21 protein-coding genes, 1 tRNA gene and 1 pseudogene are annotated in these 23,460 nt (G+C 66.2%); 4 read left to right on the top strand and 19 right to left on the bottom strand.

Annotation, left to right across the window (positions count from 1 at the left end; translation table 11 throughout):
• Positions 1–189: 189 nt before the first annotated feature.
• Positions 190–771: a response regulator gene (locus AC0ZLC_RS28120; protein WP_476754767.1), complete on the bottom strand. Its 582-nt coding sequence runs from the start codon at positions 769–771 to the stop codon at positions 190–192.
• 57 nt (positions 772–828) lie between these two features.
• Between AC0ZLC_RS28120 and AC0ZLC_RS28115 the strand changes: the two genes are divergently transcribed.
• Positions 829–900 (top strand) — tRNA-Arg (locus tag AC0ZLC_RS28115).
• A gap of 283 nt (positions 901–1,183) precedes the next feature.
• The gene (locus AC0ZLC_RS28110; RefSeq protein WP_476754766.1) at positions 1,184–1,837 is read left to right on the top strand and encodes a hypothetical protein; all 654 of its coding nucleotides are present in this window, start codon (positions 1,184–1,186) and stop codon (positions 1,835–1,837) included.
• A gap of 61 nt (positions 1,838–1,898) precedes the next feature.
• Here AC0ZLC_RS28110 and AC0ZLC_RS28105 read toward each other — a convergent pair whose 3' ends face one another.
• From AC0ZLC_RS28105 to AC0ZLC_RS28025, 17 genes are all read right to left on the bottom strand, one after another.
• Positions 1,899–2,768, bottom strand: a complete 870-nt coding sequence (locus AC0ZLC_RS28105) for a nuclease-related domain-containing protein (protein ID WP_476754765.1) — start codon at positions 2,766–2,768, stop codon at positions 1,899–1,901.
• 107 nt (positions 2,769–2,875) lie between these two features.
• Positions 2,876–4,249, bottom strand: coding sequence for a tyrosine-type recombinase/integrase (locus tag AC0ZLC_RS28100; RefSeq protein WP_476754764.1), 1,374 nt, complete (start codon positions 4,247–4,249; stop codon positions 2,876–2,878).
• Positions 4,246–4,440: a helix-turn-helix transcriptional regulator gene (locus tag AC0ZLC_RS28095; protein WP_476754763.1), complete on the bottom strand. Its 195-nt coding sequence runs from the start codon at positions 4,438–4,440 to the stop codon at positions 4,246–4,248. The genes AC0ZLC_RS28100 and AC0ZLC_RS28095 overlap by 4 nt, the downstream gene beginning before the upstream one ends.
• Entirely contained in the window at positions 4,437–5,780 is a 1,344-nt protein-coding gene (locus AC0ZLC_RS28090; protein WP_476754762.1) for a replication initiator, read from the bottom strand. The genes AC0ZLC_RS28095 and AC0ZLC_RS28090 overlap by 4 nt, the downstream gene beginning before the upstream one ends.
• 98 nt (positions 5,781–5,878) lie before the next feature.
• Positions 5,879–6,187, bottom strand: a complete 309-nt coding sequence (locus AC0ZLC_RS28085) for a SpdD protein (RefSeq protein WP_476754761.1) — start codon at positions 6,185–6,187, stop codon at positions 5,879–5,881.
• A 28-nt stretch (positions 6,188–6,215) separates the two neighbouring features.
• Entirely contained in the window at positions 6,216–6,371 is a 156-nt protein-coding gene (locus AC0ZLC_RS28080) for a hypothetical protein (RefSeq protein ID WP_183117007.1), read from the bottom strand.
• Between the two features lie 15 nt (positions 6,372–6,386).
• Positions 6,387–6,566, bottom strand: a complete 180-nt coding sequence (locus tag AC0ZLC_RS28075) for a mobile element transfer protein (RefSeq protein ID WP_398459316.1) — start codon at positions 6,564–6,566, stop codon at positions 6,387–6,389.
• Positions 6,567–6,583: 17 nt separating this feature from the next.
• Complete coding sequence (locus tag AC0ZLC_RS28070) at positions 6,584–7,285, bottom strand: DUF2637 domain-containing protein (RefSeq protein ID WP_476754760.1); 702 nt, start codon at positions 7,283–7,285, stop codon at positions 6,584–6,586.
• Positions 7,286–7,370: 85 nt separating this feature from the next.
• Complete coding sequence (locus AC0ZLC_RS28065; RefSeq protein WP_476754759.1) at positions 7,371–8,741, bottom strand: FtsK/SpoIIIE domain-containing protein; 1,371 nt, start codon at positions 8,739–8,741, stop codon at positions 7,371–7,373.
• Positions 8,742–8,746: 5 nt separating this feature from the next.
• Entirely contained in the window at positions 8,747–9,094 is a 348-nt protein-coding gene (locus AC0ZLC_RS28060) for an SCO3933 family regulatory protein (RefSeq protein WP_476754758.1), read from the bottom strand.
• A gap of 174 nt (positions 9,095–9,268) precedes the next feature.
• On the bottom strand, positions 9,269–10,090 hold the full coding sequence (locus tag AC0ZLC_RS28055) for a protein phosphatase 2C domain-containing protein (RefSeq protein ID WP_476754757.1): 822 nt from the start codon (positions 10,088–10,090) through the stop codon (positions 9,269–9,271).
• A complete protein-coding gene (locus AC0ZLC_RS28050; RefSeq protein ID WP_476754756.1) occupies positions 10,087–10,938 on the bottom strand; it encodes a sigma factor-like helix-turn-helix DNA-binding protein in 852 nt (283 codons plus the stop codon). Before AC0ZLC_RS28050 ends, AC0ZLC_RS28055 begins: the two co-directional genes overlap by 4 nt.
• A gap of 175 nt (positions 10,939–11,113) precedes the next feature.
• Entirely contained in the window at positions 11,114–11,512 is a 399-nt protein-coding gene (locus AC0ZLC_RS28045; RefSeq protein ID WP_476754755.1) for an ATP-binding protein, read from the bottom strand.
• 93 nt (positions 11,513–11,605) lie between these two features.
• Entirely contained in the window at positions 11,606–12,406 is an 801-nt protein-coding gene (locus tag AC0ZLC_RS28040) for a helix-turn-helix domain-containing protein (RefSeq protein WP_476754754.1), read from the bottom strand.
• Positions 12,407–12,904: 498 nt separating this feature from the next.
• Entirely contained in the window at positions 12,905–16,483 is a 3,579-nt protein-coding gene (locus AC0ZLC_RS28035; protein WP_476754753.1) for a DEAD/DEAH box helicase family protein, read from the bottom strand.
• Between the two features lie 184 nt (positions 16,484–16,667).
• On the bottom strand, positions 16,668–17,831 hold the full coding sequence (locus AC0ZLC_RS28030) for a restriction endonuclease subunit S (RefSeq protein WP_476754752.1): 1,164 nt from the start codon (positions 17,829–17,831) through the stop codon (positions 16,668–16,670).
• A complete protein-coding gene (locus AC0ZLC_RS28025) occupies positions 17,828–19,348 on the bottom strand; it encodes a type I restriction-modification system subunit M (RefSeq protein WP_476754751.1) in 1,521 nt (506 codons plus the stop codon). The genes AC0ZLC_RS28030 and AC0ZLC_RS28025 overlap by 4 nt, the downstream gene beginning before the upstream one ends.
• A 626-nt stretch (positions 19,349–19,974) precedes the next feature.
• On the opposite strand from AC0ZLC_RS28025, the gene AC0ZLC_RS28020 reads away from it, so the two are divergent.
• Together AC0ZLC_RS28020 and AC0ZLC_RS28015 are read left to right on the top strand one after the other, a co-directional pair.
• The gene (locus tag AC0ZLC_RS28020; protein WP_476754750.1) at positions 19,975–20,913 is read left to right on the top strand and encodes a DUF3800 domain-containing protein; all 939 of its coding nucleotides are present in this window, start codon (positions 19,975–19,977) and stop codon (positions 20,911–20,913) included.
• 649 nt (positions 20,914–21,562) lie between these two features.
• On the top strand, positions 21,563–22,243 hold the full coding sequence (locus AC0ZLC_RS28015; protein WP_476754749.1) for a suppressor of fused domain protein: 681 nt from the start codon (positions 21,563–21,565) through the stop codon (positions 22,241–22,243).
• A gap of 1,119 nt (positions 22,244–23,362) precedes the next feature.
• Here AC0ZLC_RS28015 and AC0ZLC_RS28010 read toward each other — a convergent pair.
• Positions 23,363–23,460 (bottom strand): annotated as a pseudogene (locus AC0ZLC_RS28010) (IS5/IS1182 family transposase); the annotation flags it as partial.

Raw genomic sequence — 23,460 nt, 5'->3', positions numbered from 1 at the left:
TGGGGAGGAGGTGGAGCGAAGCAGGGCGGGGTGCGCTCAGGTGGTCGACTGACCGCATCGCAGCCATGCGCCGACCGTCGGGCTGCCTGCCTGCCAGTCCGTCCATCCCGACGTCGGTCTGCCTGACCGTGGGTCTGCCCGACCGTCGTCCGCTTGCCCGCCCGCCTGCCTGTCTGGACGCCTGTCCGTTCAATGACCGGTACGGCTGGCGCGCTCGGGGTCGCCGGGGCCGTGGGCGCTGCCGTAGGGGCGGGAGGCGGGTTCGGCCCCACTACCGGTCCCGGCCGCCCGTCCGATCAACTGCCGTACGACTCGGACGAGTTCGGCGGGCTCGAAGGGCTTGGCGAGGAAGGCGTCGATACCGACGTCGAGTCCGCTGTCGACCTCGTGCTCGGTACAGGCGCTGACGATGGCGAGGGGAAGGTCCCGGGTGCGCGGGTCGGCGCGGAGGCGCGCGGCGGTCCGCAGCCCGTCGAGGCGGGGCATGACCACGTCGAGGGTGACGACATCGGGCCGGACCTGATGAACGATGTCCAGACATTCGGCACCGTCGGCAGCGGTCACGACCTCGATGCCCTCCAGCTCGAGGTTGACCCTGATCAGCTGCCGGATGACCTTGTTGTCGTCCACGACAAGGACCCGGCCGGACGCGCCTGGCACAACTCGAGAGTAGGTCGGCACCCGGCGCCGCGTCCGGGTTTTCCCGACTTCCACCCCCTGCGGGTATGGCGCCCAGTTCAGGGCGCCGACTCCCCACGGAAACCTGTTCATGGCACCCCCTACTGAGCTGGTAGGGTTCTACCCGTCGCCGCACACCACGGCCGACACGCCCCCGTAGCTCAGGGGATAGAGCAACGGCCTCCGGAGCCGTGTGCGCAGGTTCGAATCCTGCCGGGGGCACCCCATATGAGGTGCCCAAAGACCCCGTCACCAGCGGAAACGCTGAGGCCGGGGTCTTCGCGTATGTGCAGCCAGATGCCAGCCGAAGCGGCCGTATGTCGGGGTCCGTGGACGAGGCGTGGACGGGATCTTGGAGCATTCCCGCAGGTGATGAGGCTCATTGGAGCCAAGCGGGCCCACTCCTCGTTATCGTCGTCCCCGTCTTGGACCGTGCCGCGGGTGGGGAGCCTGCGCATTGCTGGGGGCTGTCGTGCCGTCTTCAGCCGCTGCCCACGGCAGATGAATGGACGAGTTGGGGGATCTCGTGGATGTGACCACGCTTGCCGTCGCGCTCATCGGCGTCGGAGGAACGCTGGGCGGAACTCTGGGTGGGGCAGTGCTCAGCCAGCGCGTCACCCGGGAGCAGAACCAGCGGGCCGATCGTGAACGGGCGGAGGACCGCCACGACCGAGCACAGGAAGCCAGACGGGATCTCTACGCCCGTCTGAACACCACGGCTCGCGCTTACCGGGTCGCTGCCCGAGACGCAGTCCGAGCAGCGGAACGGGGTGAAAGCGTCGACCCAGCAGTCCTCGACACCGCCAGGGACGCTTGGTTGGAGCAATACTCTTCGGCGCAGATGGCACTGCCGAAGGATGTCCATCAGATTGCCTCAGCCCTCAACAGAGCCCTCGGAGTCGGGTACTCCGTCGTCAAGCAGTTGCCAAGCAGTCCTGCCCCAGGCGCGTCGTACGACCGGGCCAAAGCTTGGTTCAGCAGCCCGCTGTCCGACGGGGTGTATCTGCTGCGGGTCACTCTCCGCCATGACCTCGGCGTCGAGGTCGAGCCCGACTTCGAGCACACACGTACGCGGATGCTCACTGTGCTCTCTACGGAGCGCAGGAGTCTTGAGCGGATACTCGCCTCCGAACAGGCTCAGGCCACCAGGCCAGTTTGACTGGCCTGGCAATGACGAGGCTGCTGGGCATCACGCCACAGACCTCAGACACGAGCAAACGTCATGTCGCCGTCGGCGGGACCTGGCTCCAAGCCTGGCGATGGCGTGCGACGCCGTACACCTGCTCGACCTGCTCGGCCGTCAGCATTCCTGAGAGCGGCGCCAGTGCCGATACCTCTCGCTCCTGGTACACGCGCACGCTGAGCTGCGTGGCGACCACCTTCAAATCGGTCACGCCGACGAAGACGAGCACCGGCTCCACCGGTACGGGAAAGCCGCAATAACGCTCAAGCACTCGAGCTACTCGCTTGGCTTCCGCTCGGCTCTTGCGCGCGTAAGGCGCCGGCTTTCCGTGATCAACCTTTACGGAGTCGTTGCCGACCCATACAGCCCTTTTGTGGTGGTGCTTTGTATTGATGCTGAACACTCCACCGGGTCCAATCAGCAAGTGATCGACATCCACCTTGTCGGCCAAAGGGATGGAGTGCAGGACGCGCCAGCCGTGCCGTGCCAAGCGGTTCAGCTCGGCTCCCACCCTCTTCTCCCCCGCCAGGCCCTTCCGCCAGGAGTCCCATTCGGTGGGGCGCCGCAGAAGCTGTGAGACGACTCGCTTGATCAGGCCTGGCCCAGACTTGTCGAGCAGAGACTCGCCGGGACGGTTGGCGGACAGGTCGTCGGCCGCCGTCAGAGGCGGCAGTAGCGGGGGCGCCTCAGCCTCGGGCGTCCTGGGCGTCTTGCGTGGCGGGACCGGTTCGGGGTTGTTCTGTAAGTGGTCTGTCAGCACAGCGATCACGTCGTCGCGATACTCGGCGACCAGAACCGTGATGTCCCCCGTCTTCACATCCGCCCAGCCGACCGCCATGCCATCAGGCAGGTTCGCGTACAGGCGATCATGTCCGTACCGCTTCCAGCGCGTGACCTTCAGCTCCACGAGTCCCCCCTCGTCCGCTCTCGGCTCGAAGCGTCGCAGCAGGTAGGGCTCATGACGAGAGAGGCCCCGGACAAGTTGCCCGGGGCCTCGGTGGGGTGCAGGGTGTCTCACTCGTATTCGCGGAGCAGATCCTCGATACGTCGGTTGGCAACGTCCTGCCGTCCGTCCAGGCACTTCGCGTAGCGAGTCAGCAGGACCTCGACACTGTTGCCGGCACGCTCAGCCACCTCGGTGGGGTCGACACCCGCGTTGAGCCACGTGGACAGCGCCGAGTGCCGCAGGTCGTACGGCCGACTGGCGAGCGGTGAGGCCGCGACGGCCGTCGGCAACGCGAGGAGGCGAGCCTCCTGCCAGACCCGATAGTAGGTGGAGGACGGGACGACCGAACCCTTTTCGCTGAAGAAGAGCCGCCCGTCCTCCGCCGTGCCGAAGGTCGCCAGGTGCTCGCGAAGTGCTGCGACGAGGTGGGGCGGGATAGGCACCCGCCTGACGTCCTCGGCCGGCCGGTTCTTCAGACCGCGGTCGTCGTGGGTCTCCCCAGAGTCGGTCCACTGCTTGCCCACTGACGGACGGGTCCGGTGAAGCAGCGCCGATCCCCAGCCCTGTTCGGGAAGGTTCAGGTCCGTCTCGACGAGGCCGACCGCTTCAGCCGGCCGGAGACCGCCGAAGTACATCGAGGCGAAGAGACCCACTAGGCGCCGACCGCGGGCCCGCCTGTAGCCGCCCACGTAGGAGACGGCTGCTAGGAGGTTCCGAGCCTGCTCGGGGTTTGCGACGACGCGAGGGTCGACCTGGTTGGAGACCTTCGGTTTCTGCCAGCGGACGGCCGTGATCGGGTTTTCGCGCAGCTCCCCCAGGTCGACCGCATAGTTGGCAGCGTTGACGAGGGTCCGCCGCTTACGCCGCACGGTTTCGGCCGCCGCGGCCGTGCCGTCGAGCTTGAGCTTCAGCGAGTCCAGTACCGCACGGGCCGTAGCCGGTTCAGCGAGATCGGCCAGCGGTCGCGATGCCTTCGACACCCAGTGAAGGACGTTCCGCACGTCGTCCGGGACGTCTCGGTCATCAGGCCCTGGCAGGACGAAGGCCCAATTGCGGAGCGCCTGGCGGATGGCCTGATCGGACGACCGTCCAGCCCGCTCGTCGAGGAGCTCCACGGTCACGCTGGTGAGCGATTCGTTGATGCCGTTGCGCGTATTGGGAGCGGCATGGGGCCACTTCATGGCGAGGTACCGAAGAGCGAAGTCGTACCAGGACACAGCCGACTTCTTCGGTTCCATCGAGTCCGGAAGCCCGGATGCCTTGTCGAACTCCTCGCCGTCGCGCATCGCCCGCATCAGCTTCGAGCGGTAGTGATCAGCGAGTGCCTTCGTTCGGAACGAGTCGGAGAAGACGTTGCCCGCCACGGACCACCGCACGCCGTACGAGGGCGTCTTCGTATCGCGCTTCCGAACGGCCCAGACCTTCACGTCGAGAGACTTCACGCCGCGGCCTCCAGCTCTCGCAGCCACGTGGAGAAGTCACTCCGCCACACCCGAAGCTCCCCGTTGGGCAGCTTGAATGCGGTCGGCCCGTGCCCCAACTCACGCCAGCGGTAGAACGTCCGGCGAGAGACCCCGCCCAGCTCGTCCAATACCTGGCGCACGGTCATCAGCTCGTCGCGCTGTGGGCTCACGTCAACTCTCCTTCCATATCGGGGGCAGGTCGTCGCGATGCGGCGAGCCACGACTCAGCGTCGGTCAGGCCGGTACCAGCGAAGCGCCAGTGGGAAAGGACCAGCACGGTGTCCGGGTCGGGCAACGGGTGGCCTGCCTCGGCGGCGCGTTCGCGGGTGCGTGCTTCGTTGTGGTCCGCGCGTTCTTGGCGGATGGCGCCGAGGGTGACGGAGTAGGCGCGGGATTTGGTGGAGAAGTGGCCGCGGAAGCCGAGCATGTGGGCCCACTTGCGCAGGCGGAGTTCTTCGAGCTCGGGCAGGGCTCCGAGACGCCAGCAGGTGAGGATCATCTGCCGTGCGTGGTCGGTGACTTCGACACCGATGAGGTCGGTGATGGGGTTGCGGATGGGGCGGTCGAGTGTGCCTGTGGCGCTTTCGGCGCCTTTCGTCGCGTACTTGGCGATGTACGCGGCGACGGCACGGCTGCTCAGGTTGGTGGCGCCGGTGAAGTCGGCGGACCGGATGGGGCGTACGTCGAGCTGTTCGCCGAAGCGAAAGCTGTGGGCACAGCCGTCCAGGACCGGGCCGGGCGTCTCGGCGAGAGCCGCGGCCGAGCGGATAGCGTCGGTGAGGAGTTCGGTGGTGGCCCAGGCCGGCGGGACGTCCTCGGCTCCGTCCGGCCCGTCGAGGCGGATCACGGCGTGAAAGTGGACGGCGCCCCGTCGCTGGTACTCGGCGACCTTGGCGTACGACACCTTGAGGCAGTCGCGGAGCTCCGAACGGCCGATGCCCGCGCGGGATGCGAGCTGTTGGCGGAGGTAGGTGACGAAGCGGGCCCATAAGGCACCGGCGTGGGCGTTCCACAGGACGGCGGCGCGGTAGTCGTAGCGGTCCGGGTTCAGCGGGGTGCCGAGTTCGGCGTCTCCGTCCGCGTGTAGGCGTCCGCAGCGGCAGCGGCCGCCACCGGGTCGGTTGTGGACGGGGCCGAAGGAGGGTGCGGTGAAGGTGGCGAAGACGCGGGGGTGTTCGGCGACCGCGGGGCCGATGCCCTTGCCGCCGCTCAGGCCGGCGGTGACGAGGTGGAAGGTGTCCTTTCGGTAGACCTCGGCGCAGGCGGCACAGCGGGTTGCGCGGCGGTTGTTGCAGCGGATGAGGAGTTGCCCGGCGGGAAGGTTGCGGTCGGTGATCTCTCGGACGATTTCGCCGGTGGCGGCGAGGACGTCCAGGCGGCTGCCCTCCATCCGCACGGGCCGCTCACAGCCGCCGAGTCGTTGGATCTGGTGTGCGTAGGTGCTGAGGTCGCCGTGCTGGGCGAGGGCCGCCAGTTGGCGGACGGCTCCGGTCGGAGCCTCGGGGGGCATGTGCGGGTTCCTCCTTGAGGGAACAGTTCGAGACGGACAACTGGCTTGTCCAGGGGGCTAGACACCGTGGGCATGCCAGTGCGCGGAAGAGATGGAAGTCAGCGGCGGTCGCTCTTGAGGATCGAGCGGACGGTGACCGCGCAGACAGCCACGGAGGCGGCGGTGATCGCGACGGCGAGGAGCATGGAGACCAGGACGGCGCCCACGACCAGGACGACGGCGGAGCCGCCCACCACGAGGGACAGCGCGCTCCCCGGGGTGAGCTGCACGGCAGGACGGTTCGAAGCTCCCGCCGCTGTGGGAGCAGGCGCCGCAGCGCTCTGGAAGGGAACCGGGCCGTGGGCGGTCGAGGGCGGCGCGGCGGGTACCGGGGCGATGTCCTGGGGCGGGTACTTGGGCTTGAACATGGCGCGGATTCCCTTCCGTTCGGTTGCGCTACTTGAGGGCGGGGTCGATGGCGGGGGCGAGGAAGCTCCCGGCGGCGAGGTAGCCGCCGAGGAGGAGCACGACGACGAGCCACCACGGCGGGCGGGCGAGACGGACCCCGAGGGCCCCGACGGCAAGGAGGGCGAGCCAGAGCGGAACGTGCATGTCAGTCGTCTCCTGTCAGGCGCGGCAACGGTGGATGCGGGCGGCGAGTTCGGCGGCGGCGCGGCTGTCGTACTCGGCGGAGAAGTCGCAGCGCGGAGCGGTGCAGGCGGCGACGTGCCGGTTTCGGCCGCGGGAGAGGTACGAGGCGACCTGGACGGGGCCGATACGACGGACGTCGCGAAAGCGCGGGGTCATGGCGGGTATCTCCCTGCTCAGAGGTGCGCGGCGACAGCGGGCGTCATGGACGCGGGCAGGCCGAGCCGGGCACGGACGGTGTCGGGATCGGCGGGTTCGCCCGTACTGGAGTGGAGCTCTCGGGCGAGCGCCTGGGCACGGTCGACGAGGGCGGGCGGGAGCTGGGCGGTCGAGGCGGATACCGGTGCCGGGCTCGGGTCGGCCGCGGGCACCAGGACCGGGATGGGGTCCGGGTCGGTCGTGCCGCTTGCTGTCGGTTCGGAGAGCGCGGGAGTCGGGGCCAACGCCGCCGAGTCCCCCACCTCAGATACAGCCGACGCGTCACGGTCGACGGAATCCGAGGAGCGGGGCGTGTGGGCCAGCAGGGTGCCACCGAAGAAAGCGACGGCCGGCCAGCCCGCGACGACCACGCGAAGCGAGGCGGGGACGCGGTCCAGGTCGAGGAGTCCGGCGGTGGCGATGTTCGCGCCGAGGGACGCGGCAAGGGCGACGAGGAACCACAGCCGCGGCCCACCGGATGGAAGCCCCGAGCGCTGCTGTTCGCGCATTCGCCGCCAGGCGGCGACCAAGAGCAGGTCGACGGAAACCGGATAGGCCCACGCCTTCCAGCCGCCCTGTCCGGCCGCTTCGGCCAGGTCGTGCAGGTGGGAGAAGGACAGGGCGCCCGCGATGACGGCTTGGATGATCACGGCGTCCACACGGGCAGGGAAGGCACGCATCGGCACGGACTCCTTCCGGATCGAGACATGGGAGGGGTAGGGACACGGCGCGAGGCGGTCACGCCGACCGGGGTGGGAAGGGTTGTTACTCGGTCACCGGGCGCACGGCAGACACAGCAGCGGTCGAGGGCGACGGCTTGTCGGTGGCCAGGGCGGCGTGCGGCCGGAAGGCGGCGAGGCGGGGCAGGGCCGGGACCAGGTCGACGGTGGCGCGGCAGACGGCCGCGGCGTCATCCAGGGTGAGGTGCGGTGAGCGGGCACGGGACCAGCCGCCCGAGGAGTCCCCGACGACAGCCACACCCGGACGGTCCGCGGGAATGCCGGTCGCGGCGAGCGCGGCCTCCGGGGAGATGTCGGCAAGGGCCATGTTCGCGGAAGACTCGTCGTTGACGCGGTGGCAGACGCGGCCGGTGAGCTGGGCCCGCAGCATGGTGGCACCCTTGCCGAGTTCGGAGCCGAAGCGCTGTCCGCACACCTCCAGATAGATGCCCGCGGCACGGCCGAGCTGGGCGATACGGATCAGCTTAGTGACCATGGCGTCCCGGCGCTTCTCGTCATCGCGGCTCGTGGCGAGGAAGAGTTCCGCCACCTCGTCGACGACGACCACGATCGGTACGGGCCGCACCGCATCGGGCAGGCCCCACACGTCGGACGTGAGCACGGCATCCGGGCCTGCTCCCGAGGTGATGCCGATCAGCCGGAACCGTTCCTCCATCTCCTCCAGGAGCACGTCCAGGAGCTCGTTCGCACGGTCCGAGGTATCGGCCAGTGCAGACAACCGGGGCGCGAACGGGGCCAGTTCAACGCCCCACTTGCAGTCGATGCCGACGAGGACGACCCGTTGCCGGGCCAGACCACACAGCAGGTTGCGCAGGTAAACGGACTTGCCGGACTGGGTGGCGCCGAGGATGAGTTCGTGCGGCACGGTGCGGAAGTCCCGTACGTGCCAACTCCCGTCGTCCCGTAGGGCAAGAGGCAGGGCCAGCGGTCCGCCGGAGAACCGGCGCCGAGCGGGACGCACGTTGGCGAGTACGTCCCAGCCGATGAGTCGCAGTTCGAGACGTCCCGGCTTGGTCAGACGGATATGGACGGCATGTGCCGCCCAGGCATGGCGCAATCGGTCGGCGGAGGCGGCGAAGTCCTCCGGAGCCTGCCCGGTCGCCATGCGCAGTCGCATCACGAGCCCCGAACCGGTGGGCAGAGGAAGCGACCGGCGCGGCGGAACGGGCGAAGCCTCCCGCCCCATCATCCGGGCCGTCGCTCGCCGCACAGCCGAGGCCGGGACGGTCAAACCGCACGCGTCCATGGTGGCGCGGTAGGTGGCGAGCACGCGCAGCGCGACGACCGGATAGCCGATGAGCCACCAGAAGACGACCGGTAACCGGCGCCGCAACACCTGCAAGATCACGCCCAGCGCCACCAGCGCCAAGAGCAGCGTCCATACGGAGTCGGTCATGGCGTTCAGCCCTGCACCGGGGCAGGGACGTTGGCCATGACGGCATCGGCCCGGTAGGCGATCCCGTGCCGGGCCCGGCCGCCGAACTCGCTCTCCCACGGCCGTGCGACCAGGCCGGAGAGGATCACCGGCGTACCCATGACCAGGCCCTCGCCGATGCCCTTGGCGGGCACGGTCACCTTGACCATGTCCGAGCCGCCCTGAGCGATGAACACCACCTCCAGCACCATCATCCGGTCATTCGTCACCGGGTCCACGGCGATCTCGCCCGTCTGCCGGTCCTTCACCTTCACCTCGGGCAGCTTGGTGACGAGGAGCGTCGCGGCCGAAGTGTCCACGGGGATGACGCGCATTCTGTTGACCTCACTGAGTCGGTGGCGCCGCTTCCGACGCCATCTCGATTGGATACCCCCCTAGACAGCAAAGGGGGGAGCCACCCCAACTGTCTAGGGGGGTTGACGACAACAGTAAGCCGACGATCCATCAACTGTCTAGGGGGGTACACAAGACGTGGCCGACCGCAGCAACTACGGCAGCACCCAGTGCAGCACCGTGGCATCGTCACGGGCCTTGCCCCGAGGCCATCGCCGGCCGTCAGGGTCACCAGCTTCCGCGTTGCGCACCTGGCGGATCACCTCAGCAGGACCGGACGCGGCGACGAGCGCGAACAGCTCATCCCATGTGGCGAGTTCGAACCGGTCTACGAGGCGGGTGGCCCCGTCGCTCATCAGGGCCGCGGCCGCCACGGAGTCCAACGGGACAGAACCGGTGAGCGCATGTTGAGCCGCTTCCGGGTCGGGCCCGGCAATCCAGAAGCCCTCGGGCCGGTTGCGCAGCCGGGTAAGGGCAGTCCTGTACTCGGCGAGAGCGGCAGCGTGTTCGGGCGAACCTGTGGGCAAGGCGTCGACAGGCCCGCGTAGTTGCTTGCCCACTTCGTCCAACCGTCGGTCCGTAACGACGTCGACCCTGCCGTCACGAGCGGCCAAGAGGAGCGCCGAGTCCCCCAGGACTAGGTATTCCAGAGCGCCCGCCCTGGCCCTCGCGGCGACGACGGTACTGGTGGGACTGGCCGGGTGGCGGAGGTCGCAGTCAACCTCATGCAGCGACCCGACAGTGCGGATCGCATGACTCAGACACTCGACCAGCGGGAGGCCCGACTGCGCGACGAGCGTGCCGAGCAGGATCCCGCCCAGCGTCGCGGAGAACCAAGTGACACCGTGCTTACAGCCGGTCTCACCCCCGGCCACCCCCGCACCATCGAGGAGGACCGCCGCCCTGGAAGAGGCGGCGGCGAAATCCTCGTTCGGCACGTCGGATGCCGCGGGGAGCGAGACCAACGCGACCGTCACGCCGCTGGCTCCTCGTCGTGACGGTAGAGCGGGCAGAGCAGTTCGACGCTGCGAGGTTCGCCGGTTTCGGGGTCGTACTCGACGCCAACGAGAGTGGAGAAGCGATGCTCACCGACTTGTCCCCACAGGCTGTTCAGGTCGGAGGAGAGCAACTGGACAACGCCGAGGGAGCCTTGAGTGTGAATTCCGGCGATGGCCAACAGCGAGCCTGCCCCATCCGGCCGGCGCAGCCTGCCGAGGTACCCGACGTCGTACGGGCGAGCCGGGTCGCTGTCCTGACCCGACCGGTACACGGCGCCCGTGCATTCGTCGACGACCGTCCACGGCCCGTCGTCCGCCTGCTTCCAGCGAAGCACCGGATCTTGGCCGTAGGTGTCCCACATCTGCTGGGACATCCGGGGGCCGCAGACTACGACCAGGCCGTCGCGGTCGAGGTCGATCTCGCCGCTCACCGACACATGCTCGGACTGGACATCGAGCCCATACGACCGCGCCAGGTCCTCCAGTCGCTTGCCCGAACTGACGTCGTCCACAGCGACCACCGTGCGCCCACGCTCGTCATCGCGACGCAGAGGAGTGGCCACGGTGACGGCGCCTCGCCCGAGAAAGGCCCCTTCGGGAGCGGGCCCGGTATGCCGGATCTGATGAATGCGCCCGCGGCTCAGGCCGGCCTTCGCTGCGATCTGCGCGTATGACAGTCCCTGAGCATGAAGGTCTTGCACAACGCGCCGGCGCAGCCGAGCGAGCTCCGTAACTTCCTGCTGCGCGTCGGCCAACCTGGTCGTGACCTCACGCAGCAGCAAGTACGGATCATCGATGGCCGTGATCCGTTGCAGCTCGTCCGACATGCCCACACCTCCTAGATACATCCAGGAGTCTAGGGCCCTAGACGATTCGGGCGGGAGACGCCGTCCCGTACGAACTTCAACCACGTAGAAGCCGGACCGATAGCCAGGGACCCCGCGAGGGCTCACCCCCCGCCGCCGGCGAGGCATGCGACGCGGCTGGCCCGGACAACGGGGATCATGCGCCAGCTCGGGCGAGCTCGGCCCAGACAGACCGGCCGTGCATCCGCTCCTTCACTCCCCAATCCTTGGCGCAGGTCGCCATCAGGAGTAGCCCGCGCCCACCCTCCTCCTCCCAGTCATTGGCGGCGAGCAGTTGCGGTCTGCCGTCGCCTCCCTCATCGATCACCTCGATGCGCACCCGGTCGTCGTCGAGTACGACGATCACGAGGAACCAGCCGCCCTTGCGGCCACTCCGGGAGTGCCGGACGGCATTGGACGCCAGCTCACTGACGATGAGGACGGCGTTCTCCACCATGCGGGGGCCCTCGGCCTCCATCAGGGCGGCGACGAAGTATCGGGCTTCAGCGACCTGTTGCGGCAGGCCAGGGAACGGACGGCACCACTTCGCAAGCAAGAGGAACACTCCTCGTCTAGAGGGCTAGACAGCACGCAGGCAGAGTATTCCCAGGGATGGCCAAGCTTCTAGGCATTCAGAGGAATTATTCCTCTATGGAGTGGCGTCCTCGGGCAGGACTCGCAGTTCACCCATGATCCGCGTCAGCAGCTCGCGCGCCTCATCACCGAAGACGGCCGCACGCTCGAACTGGCCGAACGACTCCTCGTACGACGCGAACACGTCCGGGTCGTTCTCCGCCCGCTCATCCCGGAAGGTCTCCACGACCACCGTTTCCTGATCGCACAGCGTGAAACCGTGCCGCGGCATGACCGGCACCGGTCGATCCCACGGGAGCACCCCGAACCGCACGGTGGTCAGGCTCTCCACCGTGAGCAGTCGGTCGAGCTGGGCAAGCATCAGCGCCGGGCTACCAGGCCTCGTCCGCAACGCACCCTCCGTCACCACGAAGACGGCCTCTCGCCCTGGTTCGTACAAAACGCTCTGCCGCTCCACCCGAGCCGCAACAGCCTTCCCAACTTCAGCCGCATCCGCACCGGGCGTACTCCCGAAGACGTGCCGCGCGTACTCCGCACTCTGAAGCATGGCCGGCAGAACCACGCACTGGAACGACCGAACGAGCCGGGCCCCGCTCACCGCCAGGTCGACAACGGCATCCGCGGAAGCAGTCGAACCCGACAGGTTCTCTTCGGCGCCCGCGGAAGGAGCCGCCTCGACTTCGGCGAGAGTCGCCCGCAACTCCGAGACGACAGAGGCATCCATGCCGAGAGCTCCGGACAGGCGGTCGAGGACGTCCCGGCTGGGAACCATCCGCCCGTTCTCCACCTTGGAAACCGTCGGCTGACCCACCCCAGCCCTCTGCGCCAACACGGCACCCGTCAGGCCGGCATCCACGCGCAGAGCCCGAAGACGTGCACCCAGCGTCCGCATTCGTTCCTGCCGCTCACTCCCCATACCCAGCGTTCTACACCAACGCCTGGCGAGCACCCAGCGCAATGATCACACCAGCCCCACGAGGACGACGTGATTCAAACTTTCTCTACTGGTTCAAGGCGGCTCGCTCCGCTCCCCGAGCGCGGCCCGGGTGCCGGCCGGGCCTGCGCTCCTGTCTCCGCCCCGCTCCAGCCCGGCCGGCACCCGTGCCGCGCTCGGAGCAATCAGCCGCCTGATGTTAGAGAGGGGGTTCGTCGTGGCTGGGGCGGTCGGCTCCGCGGCTTTAGGCAGCCACTTTGGCGCGAGCCTCGAAGATCATGGCCCCAACGTCGTGCTTTACCGGGCAGGTCCACAGACTGCCCGACGCGCCGGAAGCTTACGGGGCCATGATCACTCGCGCCAAAGCAGCTCCAGCCCAAAGCCGCTCCGCCGACCCACTTGATCACCGCGGTGCCGAGTCTAGGCCGCCAAGGTAGTGGGCCTGGCTGTCCGCTCCAGTTGGTTGAAGATGACCTGGAGGTGTTCGAGTTCACCACCTGTGAACAGGTCGTCCGGACCGCCGGGAGTGAGGTCGGCGAACGAATCCTCGTAAAGGTCTCCCAGGCTCAGGATTCCGCGCCTGACGACCGTGTCGATGATCAGCGTCAGGAAGTCGAGCTGGCGGGAGCTGAGCTGCTTGCCGGTGCAGAAGACCTCAAACGCCTTCTGCGCCGCCTGCCGGTCCAGCCCGCACAACCCGCGGACGAACAAGCCGAGGCCGCCGGAGGACCGCACCTCGTCGAGGTCCTCCGGGGAGGCGATGGCCTCTGTGAGGAAGATCTCCTCCAGGTCCAAGAGATCGAGCTCGGTGATCTGCTCGTTGAGACGCAGTTTGCGCACCACCGGCTGATCCTCATGACGCAGGAGGTAGGCCCGGGCCTTCTGCTTGAAGCGCTGCTCGTCCGTGCCCTGGGGCATCCCTTGGATCTCTGCCTCGGTGATGTCGCCGAGCGTGTCGGCAAAGTCGGTGTAGACGATGTTCCGCTTGACCTTGGGGTCGGTGAGACGGGCCAGTCGGCGCATACGGCGCCGCATGTCCTCCAGCAGCGGGAGTGTGATGCCGTCCCACCATTCGTCGCCGGCTACCGTCTCCAGCAGCTCGGCCTGTTCGCCGACCGCCGGGATGTTGGTCTTGGTGAGCAGGTTGGAAGCGATGTCCTGGATCTTCACGCGCAGCTTGGCGAACTCCTTGCCGCCTTCCAGCGCGGCAAGCTGGAGACCGTACGCCATCAGGTCGAACCGCTTGGCCTCCTCACCCGTCTCCTCGTCGTCCGGGCGGAACTCGCTGGGCAGTCCGAGCAGGTGGTCACGGATCGCGGTGTCCGCGTCGTCGTCCACCCGGTGCCAGCTGCCGAAGTCACTGAAGACCTCGATCTTCCGGCGGTGCGGGCGAACCAGGAAGTTGTCCAGGTTCATGCCGGTGACGGTGTGGTGCAGCCGGTGGGCCAGCGACCAGCGAATCTCTGCCTCGGTGCCGATCGCGTCGAGGCCCGCGTCCCGTGCCGGATCGGGCTGTTGCCGCTTGTCCAGTACCCGTACGAGGTCGAGCTGGCGCTGGAGGAGCTTTTCAGTGAGGGTGACGGCCCTGCGCCCCTCCGACCGATCGAGCTGGCTGTTGAAGAAGTCGATGTTGCCGCAGAAGTCGAAGACGTAGAAATTCTGCTTGCTGTGCTCGGGGTTGTCGGGGTCGGGGCCGTAGAGGGCGGGACGCAGACGGGTACCGCGGCCAATCATCTGCCAGAACTTGGTCTTGGAGAAGACGGGCTTGGCGAAGACCAGGTTCACCACCTCGGGCACATCGATGCCAGTGTCGAGCATGTCGACGGAGATGGCGATGTCGGGGGCGTTCGGCGGGTTCTTCGGGTTGGAGAAGTCGTCGATGAGGGACTGAGCGTACGTTTCCTTGTACGTGATCACGCGCGCCGTGTGGCCGGCACCCTGCGGGTAGTTCGCATTGTAGCGCTCCTCGATGTACCGGGCGTGGTCGTTGTTCTTCGCGAAGATGATCGTCTTGCCGAGCCGGTCGCCGCCCTCGACGCGGTGGCCGCGCGTCATCAGCGTCTCCAGCATCTTGTCCACGGTGTCCTCGTTGAAGAGGAACTTGTTCATCTCGTGCCGGCCCACCGCGTCTGGGATGTCACCGTCCTCGGTCCACTCCTTGGCGTCCCACTCGGCCTTCTCCTCCTCCGAGAGGTCGTCGTACCGAATGCCCTGCTCCATGAACTTCAGCGGCACTTTCACCGCCTTGGGGAGGACGAGGTAGCCCTCGGCGGCGGCTTCCTGCAGGTCGTAGGAGTCGGTCGGCACCCCGTCCTCCATGGCGAACAGCTTGTACGTGTTGTGGTCGATCTCGTCCTTGGGCGTGGCGGTCAGGCCGAGCAGCAGCGAGTCGAAGTAACGGAACAGTTCGCCATACTTCGCGTACACAGAGCGGTGGGCCTCGTCGATGATGATCAGGTCGAAGTAGCCGGGCCCGAAGCGGCGGCGGCCGGCGCCGTCGGTGACGTCGATTTGCTTCATCATCGTCTGGTACGTAGAGAGGTAGACGCGGGCCGAGGCGGCCTTGTCGTCGAGGAGGCTGGCCGCGGGGGTGTTCGGCAGGTTTTCCTTGAACGCCTTCATCGCCTGGGTGACCAGCGCCTGCCGGTCGGCGAGGAACAACACCCGCTGCGCCCAGCCCGCCTTCATCAGCTGGTCCACGAGGGCCACGGTGGTACGGGTCTTACCGGTGCCGGTCGCCATGACGAGCAGCGCCTGACGGCACCGGTCCCGCTCGAAGGTCTCGCCCACCCGCTTGATCGCGCGGAGCTGGTAAGGGCGGCCGGCGATCTTCTCGTTCACCGGCGTGGCCGTGAGGGAGAGGCGTCCGGCACGCTGGCGGATATGCCAGTGCAGCTCGTCCTTCGTGAAGAAGCCCTGCACCTGGCGGGGCGGGTAGCCGAGGCCGTCGTCCCAGAGATAGGTCTCATAGCCATTGGTATAGAAGATCACGGGGCGGCGGTTGAACTGTGCCTCGAGCGCGTCGGCGTACAGCTTCGCTTGCTGCTGCCCGTCTCGGGCGTCCCGCTGGGTCCGCTTGGCCTCGACAACGGCGAGGGGCTTGCCGTCGTCGCCCCAGAGCACGTAGTCGACGAACCCCTTGCCCGTCTTGGTGGGCATCCCGGTCGCTATCGGGTACTCGGTGTCCTTGCCCCGAGTGAGGAGGTCCCAGCCGGTTTCCTTGAGGAGCAGGTCGATGAAGGCGTCCCGGGTCGCCTGCTCGTCGTAGTCGTGGGTGTCCCGCACGGCCTGGTTGGCGGCCTTCGCGGCGGCGATCTGCGCCTTTAGCTCTTCGAGCTGCCGGGCGAGGTCCGCGTTCTGGGCCCGCTCAGCCGCGAGCTGCTCGGCCTGCGCCTTGAAGCGTGCCTCGTCCTCCGCCTCCTTGGCCTTGAGCTCGGCCTGCTTCAGCGCCCTGGCCTGGGGAGAGAGGGGGCGCGGTACGGCGCTGGTGTCGAAATCAAGCCCGGCGGGCGGCAGTGCGGCGGCCTGGCGGGTGTAGGTACGGGCGAACCAGTAGAGGGAGTGGAACAACTCCTTGACGCTGGCCTCGGCGACGGTCTTCGGGACCGGGGCGGCCTTGTGCACGGCGTTGTTGCCGTGCCGGCGGATGAGGTCCATCTTGGCGTTGACCGTCGGCCCGACGAGCTGCCGGAAGCTCGGCTCGTGGAGCATCGCCGCGAGGTCCTTCTTGTAGGGCTCGCTAAGGCTGCTGTCCTTGTCGTACATCCAGCGCGCTGTGATCTCGATGGCGCGGCGAGCGTAGAAGCAGGCGGCACGGGGGTCGTGGTGGATCAGCCGCTCGGCGCGGATCGCCTCGTCGTAGAGGGCAGGCCACTCGGCGCAGAGGAAGGCGAAGTTGCCGCTTGTGGTACGGCCGATGTTGTCGGCTGCGGCTCGGTCGCCGGTCTGCTTGCCCTGCTGGGCCTGCCCCTGGTCGTCAGGATTTCGCTCGTTACCCATGCCGGTGTCCCTCCCCTGTTGCACGCCCTCTTGTACGGGTCCGGGGCGTCCCGGCCCCTATGAGGCCGACTGCTTTTTGTCCTTCTCCTACGGCAAAACCACCCCTGTGCCGGACTCCCCTGCCCGGCCACATGGGCGGCATGTGACGTGGTCGGTGCCGCGCACCGTGTACGACGAGAGCGGCTTACGCCGCTTCGCCGGTCGCTTCATGATCCCAGAGGGTGCCGGAGAAGGCACGATGCTGCAGCGAGGTAAAGAGCTCGTCGAGGGTGGCGAGATGGGTCAGGTGACGCTGTTTGACCTCCTGCAAGCGGTTCAGACGGCTCAAGAACGCGTGCTGCCGACCCATATCTGGCACTGCGATCGGGTTTTCCTTTACAGCGCCTGTACTGATGGTATTGAGTCCGGAAGTCGTGTTCGCCGAGCTCAGCAAGTGACGTCTACCTACCGCAGAGTTCAGGTACATCTCTACATACTCGGGAACAAGATACTGGCGATCCACTCGAATCCGGATCAAGTGATTCTGATGCGTGCAGACATCGATGGACCCATCCCATAGCGCAGCACGACCGATCTCGTTGGGATTTCCATGCCCCTCCACAACGAGCAGATCGCCTTTCACAAGGCGGGTACGTTCGATTTCTTGCGGAGTTGCCTTGAGCGTCTTGATCTCATCCAACCGAAGATGCCCTCTGTAAACGTTCGCCACGCGAAGGTAGGACACCTCGATAGGTTTCGAATCCCGGGCACCTGAAAGCTGAAGCCCTCCCTGTACTTCAGCGAAGTCAGCCAATCTCGCCGACTCCGGCAGGTCGCCGAACATGTCGAGGAAGATGGACTGGGTCAGAGCTTCGAGGAGGGCGATAGCCTCTCGATGCTTAGCGCGGAGGGTGTCGACCTGGTCGAGGACGGCGGCAATGCGCTTCTGCTCGGCCAGGGACGGTAGAGGAATCTCCATTTCCCCAATGTCATTGCGATTGACTTGCAGAAATGTAGCCCCTCGCCCTTTCGCCGCCAGCTTGCTTTTACTGAAATCGAGCCACTGCCACAAATAGTTGCGATCCAACCCGTTCAGAGGCCTCAGCCCGGCTACACCTCGGCCGAGACAGTAGCGACCGTTGGACAGGACCTTGACACCGATCGACGCTCGAATCCCAAGGATCACATCCCCTTCCTCCGAAATTTTCCCCGCCGCCGTTGTGTACTTCTTCGCTGATATTTTTCCTTCACTGAAATCACCCGCCCCCGCGACAAGCGGATACCCATATCCGTCCGTGTTGTACGAGTCACCGGGAGGCGCTTGTCCCATTGTGATTAGGCAAACCGAGTCGAGCCGCTGTGGCCTCACGCCAACATCCCCTTCAGCTCCGCCGTACCCTTGGCGATCTCCTCGTTCAGTTGCTCCAGATCCGCGAGGATCTCCGTGGGCGTCCGCGTCACAATCTCCTCGTGGACGATCTCCTTGTAGCGGTTCAGGGACAGGTCGTAGCCCTGGGCGGCGAGGTCCGCCTTAGGTACGCAGAAACTCTGCTCGGTCCTCGCCCGGTCCCTCTCCGTGCCGTCCCGTTCCTGCCAGCGGGCCAGGACGTCCGGGAGGTTGTTCTTCAGGAGTTCGTCCGACGTCAGCGGGTCGCCCTGCGGGCGGACGCCCAGGCGCTCCTCCGCAAGCAGCGCATTGCGCTTGTCATCCAAGCTCAGACCGTCCGCCTGCACGTCGTAGAACCAGACGTGGTCCGTGCCGCCCGAGTCCGTCTTCGTGAAGAACAGGATCGCCGTCGAGACACCGGCGTACGGCTTGAACACTCCGCTCGGGAGCTTGACCACCGCCTGGAGTTGCTGTTCCTCCACCAGGATGCGGCGCAGCTCCTTGTGCGCCTTGGTCGAACCGAACAGCACCCCATCGGGGACGATGACGGCGGCCCGGCCACCAGGCTTCAGGAGCCGCAAGAACAGGGCAAGAAAAAGCAGTTCCGTCTTCTTCGTCTTGACGATGCGCTGGAGGTCCACCGCCGTGGACTCGTAGTCCAAACTCCCTGCGAAAGGCGGGTTCGCAAGGATCAGGGAGTAACGCTCGGCCTCGCTGGCCGCGCTCTCCGCGAGCGAGTCACGGTACCGGATGTCCGGATTCTCCACGCCGTGGAGCAGCATGTTCATGGAGCCGATGCGGAGCATCGTGTTGTCGAAGTCGAAGCCGTGGAACGTCTTCTCGTTAAAGCGTTTGCGCTGCTCGACACCCAGCAGCGCCTCACGGTGCACCCGCTGCATGTACGACGCCGCCTGCACCAGGAAGCCAGCCGTGCCGCACGCCGGATCACAGATCTGGTCACGCGGCCCCGGCTGGGTCATCTCGACCATCAGGTCGATGATGTGGCGCGGCGTGCGGAACTGGCCGTTCTGGCCGGCCGTCGCGATCTTCGCAAGAAGGTACTCGTAGATGTCGCCCTTGGTGTCGCTGCTGTCCATGGAGATGTCGTCGAGCAGGTCGACAACCTTCGCCAGCAGGTTGGGTCCCGGAATCGTGAACCGGGCGTCCTTCATGTGGTGGGAGTATGTCGATTCGTCCCCTCCCATGCGACGCAGGTACGGGAAGACACCGTCGGCAACGAGCCCGTACATGATCTCGGGGTCCTTGACCTTGAAGTTCTGCCAGCGCAGATCCTGCTGGTCGTCCGAGAAGAAGGGGGCCGGGTCGGGCTTGCCCGTTGCGGCCGCCTTGCGGTCCCTACGGGTCTGGATCTCGTCCAGCCGCTTGATGAAGAGCAGGTACGTGATCTGCTCCATCACCTCCAGCGGATTGGAGATGCCGCCCGACCAGAACGCGTCCCAGACGCGCCCCACCTTGCTCTTCAGTTCGCCCGTAATCACACAGAGGATCCTACGGCCCCGGACGCGCAGGGCAGGTCGACTTGCGGTTTCTGGGACATCCCGACCTGCGCCCCAGACGTCTACCTCCGCACGGACCGCCTTGCCCAACCCTCCGTCCGAACGCTGTACCACAGCCCGACGGCCCGCCATGGCCGAGACAACGTAAAAGCCACGGCTCGACTCCGCCTTCGGCTCGGGACTGGGCGACTCCGGCGGCGTGCGGTCGTCCCGAGAACAGTTGCTATGAGGAGGAGACCCATGAACGTCAAGCAGTCTGAGGGCCCCGCGACTTCAACAGTTCAAGAGCAGCTGCAGCGGCGGCGAGGACGGCGATTCTATCGAGGTAGCCCTCGCGCTCCCTCCGCCATGCACGTCCGGGACTCACAAGGTGACCAGGCTAGTGGGGCATTCCGTCACGCCAACCGCTTGGTCCGCTTTCCTCGACCGAGCCCACCGCAGCTGACCGAAACCCAACTCGCCGAGCAACAGTATGTGACGCCTCACTTGACCGTCCGTAGCCGCCTTGGCAAGATCTGGCTCAGTAAGCAAAACACCGCGCATATGGCTGCGCAGACCCTGTGGCCGCCCCTTCGGGGGCGGCCACAGACGTGTTTCCGGGAGGTTCGGTGCATCTGTGCTATATCGACGAGGCGGGCAACGGGCAGACACTCGACCCTGCAAGACCCGACGCTCCTCCAGTACTCGTCGTCGGCGGATTCACGGTGCCCCGAGCCCAGGTTAGGCCCCTCACCTGGGCTTTCCTTGAGGTCAAGAAGCACTACAGGCCGCAGTTACGGAACGCGGAACAGCTTTCTGAGGTGATCCAGCACGAGATCAAGGGCGCGGACGTCCGTAAGAATCTCCGGGCTGGCAATCACAACTGGCGGCGCGCCGCCATGGAGCTGATCGCTTCACTGCTCTACATCCTCGAGGCGCACGAGACCCGTGTCCTTGCCCGCGTATGGATCAAGGAGGAGGGGCTGGCGTTCGACGAGTCCGGGGTCTACCCCGCCTCGGTCGCCGCACTGAACGAGACCTTCCAAGCCCAGCTCGCCCACGAGCACTCACGCGGCATGATGGTTCTCGACAGCCGTACGAAGGTGAAGAACGCGCCCAATGTGCACTGTGTGACCACACGCAAGTACCGTGCGGGCGGCGATAGTCTGCGCGGGATCATCGAGTCACCGGTTTTCGGACACAGTGACACGCATGCCCTTCTTCAGCTCGCGGATCTCTTGGTCTCCTCGTTGCTGTTTCCCATCGCCTGTCACGCCTACCTCAACGACGTGAGGTGGAACGTGCACTGCGACGATGCCTACGAGCCACTTCGCGAGGAGTTCGGCGCACGGCTCAGAAAGTTGCAGTTCCGCTACCAAGACGCCGCAGGCAAGTGGCGCGGCGGAATCGTCGTGTCGGACCGGAGGACTCAGCAGTCATCCAGTCTGATGTTCAGACCTGGGAAGACGGTCGCCGTACCGACTACTGCGATCCCGGGACAGTCGGGAGCTCCGGCTCCCGAGCGGCCCGAGGCCAAGCCGGACGGCGGTCTGCCCCTACTCCCGTAGAGGGCCGACATACGCGCGGCTGTGGACTATCTGTGGACTATCTGTGGACTCGACACTCTTGACTTGCAGCAGACACGACTGTGACCTGCTGCGTTGCCCAGGTCTCAAGCGCCCTCCGGAGCCGTGTGCGCAGGTTCGAATCCTGCCGGGGGCACCTTGTATGAGGTGCCCAAAGACCCCGTCACCAGCGGAAACGCTGAGGCCGGGGTCTTCGCGTATGTGCAGCCGTATGTCGGGTGCTGTGGACTATGCGTGGACTGACCGCCGCCCAGGAATCAGCAGGTCAACCCCGGAAAACGACGAGACCCCCGGACCGTGGTCCAGGGGCCATCATGCCGCAGGTGTGCGTGAGGGGCGTGTGGGTCAGGGCCCGTCGCCGGGCTCGTCTCCCTACTGCTGTTGTGTAAGAGGTCAGGGGTAGTCGATCGCAGTTTGGGATGATCGAGCGGTGAGTGATGCAAGGCTGCCGGCCGCGGAGGCCGTTGAGTCACACGTCCGGGCGTTCTTCGTAGGGCATGCCGTGGAGGCCGTCGACTACGACCTCGGCCCAGAACGGCGAGCGGCACTGCCCGCTCTGCGAGTTCTCGTGGTGAAGCCCGGCCCTCGCAGCGACACTTGGGCCTATGTGACCGCCGGGTGCTAGGCCTCGATGGAGCAGCACGGTAACGGCCTTGAGTTCGTCATGACCGCACACGTCCGCGACCAGCGGTTCATCGAGCTCATGGCGATGATCGCCTACTACTACTGCGGAGGGCATCAACTCGAACTGCAGCACAGCATGCCGATCGGTGACCCGTGGGTACCGGGGTCGACCTGCGACCACCTGCTGATTAGCCTGCCCTACCTCCACGGCCCCGACCTTGAACACTGCCCGCTACCTGGAGGACACGTCCGCATCCTGTGGACCCTCCCGGTGACCATCGCCGAAATCGAATTCCGTCGGCAACATGGACACGAGGCGTTGGAACAGCTCTTCAACAAGGCAGAGATCATCCTTCAGAGCATCGGTCGCCTGAGCTCCGCATTTCCGGCGGTGACCGCTCGGGATGTGACCTGTTTCCCCGCGGGTGGCTGCCTCAGCAGCTCCCTCAGCGCACCAGCGATCATACGGGACAGCCCTGAGCAGTGGGACGCCCTGCCACCTGCCGAGAGCCGGCACAGGCATTGGTCTGCGCGCCTTCACTCGGGACGCAGAGAAGCCCAACCTACTCACCGCTCTCCCCCATCATCCCCAACGCGGCAGCCGCGACGCCCTGACGGGGCTCCGCAACCGGCCGGGTGGCTTCTGGATCGCCGGGCCCAACCAAGAGCGCGCTCTGGGGGCAAGTGAGTGTGAGGTCGGAGGCGAGCAAGTGCAGACACCGAGATAGGCACAGCCCAGCCCCATCACTGCCTGAGTCCACGCCCGACAGCGCGTCCTAGAAGCTCACCGCCGAGTTGCCAGCCGAACTGCGCGCCACCGGACTGCTTTGCGAGTACGACGCAATCGTTTTCGAGGTCACTCCCGGACCGGGGACGGCCATCGTGCGGGCGGTCACTGAGCAGGGCGTGGCCACCGGCGAGCACGTCCACAGAGCGACCGCGATGGGATGCACTATCACGGCGGCGAACCGGAATGGTCCACGCCAACGGGCAGATGGAGAGCGGTGATTACTCTGCCTGGAGCTTCACCATTTGGGTCGACTAAGCCGTTGTTGGGATCCCCGCAGCAGAACTGGCTCACGAGATGCAGAGCGCACATCGGGATGCTTCACTGGAGGTGGCTTTCTCGCCTTGACGCTCAAGCTCGAAGAAGGTGTCGATATGGCAACCATCCAGTTCACTCACTTCACGTGGTCCGGAGGTTCAAGCCTACTGATGCCGGGCGAAAGTCGAATCTTTAGCAGCCCGATCATCGCGGGCGAAGATTCGGACGTATCACTTTCCGTCACAGCCCAAGCACGGCGGACTTTGGGGCCCAACGTCACTTACTCGGTTGGAGTGCGGGATGTTTCCGTGGTACTGAACACCCCACCAGGTGGCTTGAATCTGAACTACCGAGTGGAAAATACCCACTCCACTCAGCCCGTGGACTCCATACGCATAACCCGATGCGTGATTTCCTAGCCGAGGGAGATGACGATGAGGCTCTTTGCCGTACATGACGAAGAGGGGAACATTCATGAGGTGGTAACGTGCCCCTCGGATGCCCCGCCGTTGGTGATGACACCGCCCCAGGGATTGTCCTACACGGAATGTGATCCACCGGAGGGACTGGAAGAGGACGACGTTGTGGCCCTTCAGAAGTTCATGAAGACGCATCGCCTAGACCTCTCTTCTGCCCGGGCAGCAGCCGTCCCACGGAAAGATGGGGACCCGACAGGCGGCCAGGCCTGAACCGCACGGTGCGCCCAAGATTTAGGCCTGCCTTTCTTTACTGTCTAGAGGTTGTCCCGTATGGGGGCATGAGTTATCCAGTGAGGGCCAGGTTGTGGAGTCGGGCGATGCCGAGCATGGCTTGGTGAACGCCGTTGCCCTTGAGTCGGCAGTCGCGCAGGATCTTCCAGT

Source organism: Streptomyces sp. GLSS-08 (assembly GCF_056387915.1).
This window is presented reverse-complemented; position numbering and strand designations above follow the sequence as displayed.